Origin of the sequence: Methylobacterium sp. (genome assembly GCF_019750675.1) — a bacterium.
Lineage (GTDB): Bacteria > Pseudomonadota > Alphaproteobacteria > Rhizobiales > Beijerinckiaceae > Methylobacterium.
The window spans coordinates 1-4318 of sequence record NZ_JAIEOF010000130.1; the positions used below are offsets into that span (position 1 = coordinate 1).

The 4318-nt window shown below is 63.9% G+C and carries 7 protein-coding genes and 1 pseudogene; 3 read left to right on the forward strand and 5 right to left on the reverse strand.

The features are described 5' to 3' along the window. Positions 1–82: 82 nt before the first annotated feature. The gene (locus K2X24_RS06900; protein ID WP_292496087.1) at positions 83–949 is read right to left on the reverse strand and encodes a toprim domain-containing protein; all 867 of its coding nucleotides are present in this window, start codon (positions 947–949) and stop codon (positions 83–85) included. Positions 950–1307: 358 nt separating this feature from the next. Between K2X24_RS06900 and K2X24_RS06905 the strand changes: the two genes are divergently transcribed. Both K2X24_RS06905 and K2X24_RS06910 read left to right on the forward strand, forming a co-directional pair. Next, on the forward strand, positions 1308–1994 hold the full coding sequence (locus K2X24_RS06905; protein ID WP_054362425.1) for a ParA family protein: 687 nt from the start codon (positions 1308–1310) through the stop codon (positions 1992–1994). Then, positions 1991–2317 carry a hypothetical protein gene (locus tag K2X24_RS06910; RefSeq protein ID WP_054362424.1) on the forward strand — a complete coding sequence of 109 codons (327 nt, stop codon included), beginning with the start codon at positions 1991–1993 and terminating at the stop codon, positions 2315–2317. Before K2X24_RS06905 ends, K2X24_RS06910 begins: the two co-directional genes overlap by 4 nt. Here the strand turns inward: K2X24_RS06910 and K2X24_RS06915 are convergent. The 3 genes from K2X24_RS06915 to K2X24_RS06925 form a co-directional block, all read right to left on the reverse strand. Further along, positions 2314–2547, reverse strand: coding sequence for a hypothetical protein (locus K2X24_RS06915; protein ID WP_054362423.1), 234 nt, complete (start codon positions 2545–2547; stop codon positions 2314–2316). The genes K2X24_RS06910 and K2X24_RS06915 overlap by 4 nt on opposite strands. Before the next feature lie 121 nt (positions 2548–2668). Continuing rightward, positions 2669–3055 (reverse strand): hypothetical protein, encoded by a 387-nt coding sequence (locus K2X24_RS06920; protein ID WP_200912148.1) that lies wholly within the window; start codon positions 3053–3055, stop codon positions 2669–2671. An 82-nt stretch (positions 3056–3137) separates the two neighbouring features. Continuing rightward, positions 3138–3389, reverse strand: a complete 252-nt coding sequence (locus K2X24_RS06925) for a hypothetical protein (protein ID WP_058539788.1) — start codon at positions 3387–3389, stop codon at positions 3138–3140. A gap of 234 nt (positions 3390–3623) precedes the next feature. On the opposite strand from K2X24_RS06925, the gene K2X24_RS06930 reads away from it, so the two are divergent. After that, positions 3624–3893 carry a hypothetical protein gene (locus tag K2X24_RS06930; RefSeq protein WP_054362420.1) on the forward strand — a complete coding sequence of 90 codons (270 nt, stop codon included), beginning with the start codon at positions 3624–3626 and terminating at the stop codon, positions 3891–3893. 3 nt (positions 3894–3896) lie between these two features. Here the strand turns inward: K2X24_RS06930 and K2X24_RS06935 are convergent. Beyond that, positions 3897–4318: pseudogene (locus K2X24_RS06935) on the reverse strand (hypothetical protein); the annotation flags it as partial.

A 4318-nucleotide genomic window follows, 5' to 3' on the forward strand; every position in this document is an offset into this window, starting at 1 on the left:
GCGGCGCTTCGGTCGGCGTTCTCGGCCGTCGAGAATAGGTCGGTCATGGGGGTCTCCTGGATCGGCCGCCCAAACGGCAGCATCATCCACTCGACCCCCCTCCCCTTTCCTGCTCGCGATCGAGGACGATCGCCCAGTCCTTGATGCGCCCTGGTGGTGGCGCTCGCCGGATGTTGAGCCGGGGACGTGCATAGTGAGCCTCTGCGCGTACGGCAGCGGCTTCGCCCTCCGGATCGTTATCCTGTGCGAGTAGAAGATTGGCGAGCGCCGACGGCAGGCCGAGATGATCGAACCGTCGAGCGCCGAGGGTCGCCCAGCAGGGCACGCCATGCAGGATCGTGAAGGCCGCGGCCGTCTCGAACCCCTCCGCGATCGCGAGCGTGTCACCTTGCAGCGGTCGTCCCTGCCACGCCCCCTGCCCCGGTTGTCCAAGCATGACCTTGCACTCGTAGTCCGCGGTTGCCGGGTCGAGGAAGATGCGCTGGAAGGCGACGAGCCGATGTCCCTCCCTCACGCCGACCAATAGGGCGGGCTTGAAAACGGTACGTCCCTTGGGTCCGAGCGGGCATCGCGGATGGAAGCGGAGATCGGCCGATCCTGCGACGATGTGGCGTCGCTGCAAGTAGCGCTCGCCGAGCGTCTGCATGACGTCGCGGGCCTGTTCCCAGAGACGTTCGACGTTCCCGGTTCCGCGGCGTATGTCGGCCTTCGGGGGCTCGAAACGCCTCGTCACCGGGATGCGACGAATCTCGCGCAGGACGTCCTCTGCCTCGCAGCCCGCAAAGCACGTCACGAGGATGCCGCGATCTCCCTGGCGTAGCGACAGGCTCGGGGTCCGATCGACGTGGGCTGGGCATCGGCATGTCGCAACATAGCCGTGCCAAACTCCACCGAGCGAGCCGACGATGTCGACGAGTTCCTGGCTTGGTTTCAATGCGGTATAGGGCATCTTTTCTGCTCCTTCGCTATTCTGCACCCCCTCCCCTCGCTCCGGCCAGTGGTAGACTATGGTACCAAGAGAAGGCCTAAGCATCGCAGCTGAACCGCTCGGAATGCTCGGCATGCCCGAGCGGTGCATAGCGGTGGCTACCATATTCTAGCGTAGCGCTGCCATGCGGTGGCTGGGGTGGCATAGCCCTGCGTAGCATTTAGTACGCCTTAGTAGCGTATCCTATCCATGCCCTGCCATGTATAGCGTTGCCAAGCGATGTGTGGTCTGGCATGGCGTAGTCAGGGCGGGCAATCTCCCCGCCTGTCGTGTGAAGGCTGCGCCAGTGTAGCGCAGCGATGACGAGGAAGGCTGGAGCATGCCAGTAATCAGCTTTGCAAGCCCCAAGGGCGGGGTAGGTAAGAGCACGTCGGCGTTGGTGCTCGCCAGCGGTCTCAGCCAAGCCGGGGCCTCGGTGACTGTCATCGACGGCGACCCGAACCGAACGCTTGAGACGTGGGCGAGCGAGACGTCTGATCCTGGATTCGAGTGCCGGACACTCCCGTCAGACAACGCGATCATCGACGAGATCGAGGAGGCGGCAGCCTCCAGCCAGTTCGTCATCGTCGATCTGGAAGGAACCGCGAACTTGGCCATGTCTCGCGCGATTTCGCGGACCGACTTGGTCATCATCCCGCTGCAGGCGTCGCCGGTCGACGCACGACAGGCGAGCCGGGCGATCAAGCTGGTGGTGGATGAGGGGAGGGCGCTTCGCCGCGAGATCCCGTATCGCATGCTGTTTACGCGCGTGAACCCTGCGATCGCGACGCGCGACGAGAAGGAAATCAGGTCGCAGTTTCGGGGCGCGGGTATCCCGACCTTCGAGACCGCTCTGAACGATCGCGCGGGGTTTCGCGCGATGTTCACACACTACCGCTCGCTCTGGAGCCTCGGCGACGATCAGGCGACCGGGCTGGACAAGGCGCGCATCAATGCCACCGCCTTCGTGCAGGAGGTCGTGACGGAAATCAGACGGCAGAACGCTGTCGTGGAGCAGACGGCATGAGCAACGGCATCAAACTTGGGCTGGACGATCTCTCGGACATCCGGCCGAACACCCGGGCTGAACGCAGCCGAACGGATCAGCGCCGAGACGCGGCTGCGGTAGATGACATCGGGCGCGAACACGGGTTCTCCAAGCCGTCCGCGCCTGCGGCATTGCCGCGCCGGCAGAAGTCGGCTTATGCGGGCGAGCAGCTCCACCAGGTCAGCGTCAAAGGCCCGGTGAGCGTGATGGGGCGCTTCGTCGAATACTGCGACCGGGAGCGGCTGCCTTACTGGCAGGCCATCGAGAAGCTGATGGACCTGGCTGAGGGAGAGGAACGCTAGGCGGCGGGCAGCGACGCCACCACTTCGCCGATCAGGTAGAAGGCGTCCGGAAGTGCGAAGAAGGCGTCGACGCGCGCGTTCTCGTCATCGGGTGCCTCTGTGCTTCCGAGCAAGGCTGACCAGCGATCGTCCACGAACCCCAGCAGCGCCGCCCATGCGGAGCCGTGGTCCGGGTGGACCGACAGTTCGTCTTTGTCGCCGAAGGTGATCATCAAGAGGTGTAGCGACATCGCAAGCTCCTGCGAGCTGCGCCGGGACCGGAGCCTCGGCGGGTGAGGGCAGGGGCCGCGGGACGCAACTCCCGCTTGCCCGATCCTCTCGATCCCTCTCACCTCTTTTATGATTCTGCGCTCAGCGCAGAAGAACCGATGCTACTTGCGAATAGTTGCGCGGATGTATCCGGTCCCGCGTCTCAAAACGGTTCAAGTCGACCGTCTCGTCCCCGAAGCGAGCGGCAACCGAGCTGACAGTATAAGCCTGGGGTCTTGCATAAGGCAGCAGCCAAATGACTCGGCGAAAGCAGAGGCTGGTGCGGATCTTCGTGAGTTTGGTCGCGAGGGCGGCGCCGGCCGGGTCGTTTGATCCCATGGCGAAAACACAGGCGCCATAGTCTTTGCCCGTTTTCCTCCAGGTGAGGATCTGCGCCGCTGTAGCACGCTCGACGGCCTGCACGTCGCATTGCTGGGCATAGCGCCGGTTGATCGCCTGACCGGCACCGACGCCGGTGCTGTCGCCCAAGATAAGGCACTCGAACATAGGAGGCTCCCGCTCGCCTAGATTGTACGACGGGATGGTGCGTCAGGCCAAGCGAAGAACGGCGTCAGCTGAGCGCCTCCTGCAGCTCGGAAAGGTCGGCGTCGATGATGGCGTAGAGATCGTCGCTGTTGTTGCGGAAGAACTGGTCCGCGCGCGCCTCGGGCTCGATAGGGGAGGGGGCTCGGCCGAACCGGCGTTCCCAGCGTCGGTCTACGAACTCCATCAGCTGCCGCCACGCCTGCGCTTCGGTCGCGTGGAGCGTGACCTTCCGAACGCCCTCGAAGATGATGACGAGGACGACGACGCCGGGGTTCATCAACAAACCGCCTCGGCAGCTCGGCGTGCGGACGTGGGTCGGCGATCCGATCGGCAGGACGTGCGAAGCCGTTTATCGACCATTAGCTTGCGGTATGCGAGGAACTTGCGTCACTTTCGTTGCGGTGGGGGGTTAAGCATATCCTCACCATGCTGTTGTAAACAGATAGGGTCCGTTCGGAACCGGCCAAGGGTCGGAGACATTAATCACCCGAGGCGGGCTACGAGGCTGATCATGGCGCACCTGACCCAAGTCGAGTTGATCAACTGGATAGCACTCTACACCGCCACGGGGCTGTGCTGCGCGATCGCGATGGTCCTCTCCGTCTCGGTCGCCGGAATCCGTCTGTATCGCGAGCGGTCCTGGGAGGAGATGCGGTCCGTGCGTGGCGCCGTGCTGTTCCTGCCGAAGACCTGGTGGCGCTGGCAGAAGCTCTACCTTCTGTCGACCCCTGTGACGCTCGGGATCGTGGTCTCGTTCGGCATGAGCCTGAGCTGGAACTGAGCCTCAGAGATCGAGAGCACTCGCGATCAGATCGCCCACGCGGTCCTTCTCGACATCCGTGGGCTCGATCGTCAGGAGTGGTCCAAGGAGCCGCATACGCGGATGCGTCGTCGCCTTGGACGTCAGGTAGTCGTCGTCGCTGAAGCCCATCGCTTCGACCACGAGCTGTTTGATCTCGCCAGTCAGGCGCGAGCGTGCCTCGAGGAGGAAGTCGGGTCGGCATGAGCCCTGGGTCGTGAGGCGGTCAAAGACGGGCTTCTCGATCGCGAGATCCACTCCCCCGGCGTCCAGTAGCCGGCGGGCCTTGAACAGCTCGCGAAGGACCGACCGTTCGAACTCGGAGTCGACCGGGATGAAGCGCTGACCGGAGAAGATTGGTTGAGCGTAGGCGCGAAGCGGTGCGTAGCCGTGCGCCTCGGGATACT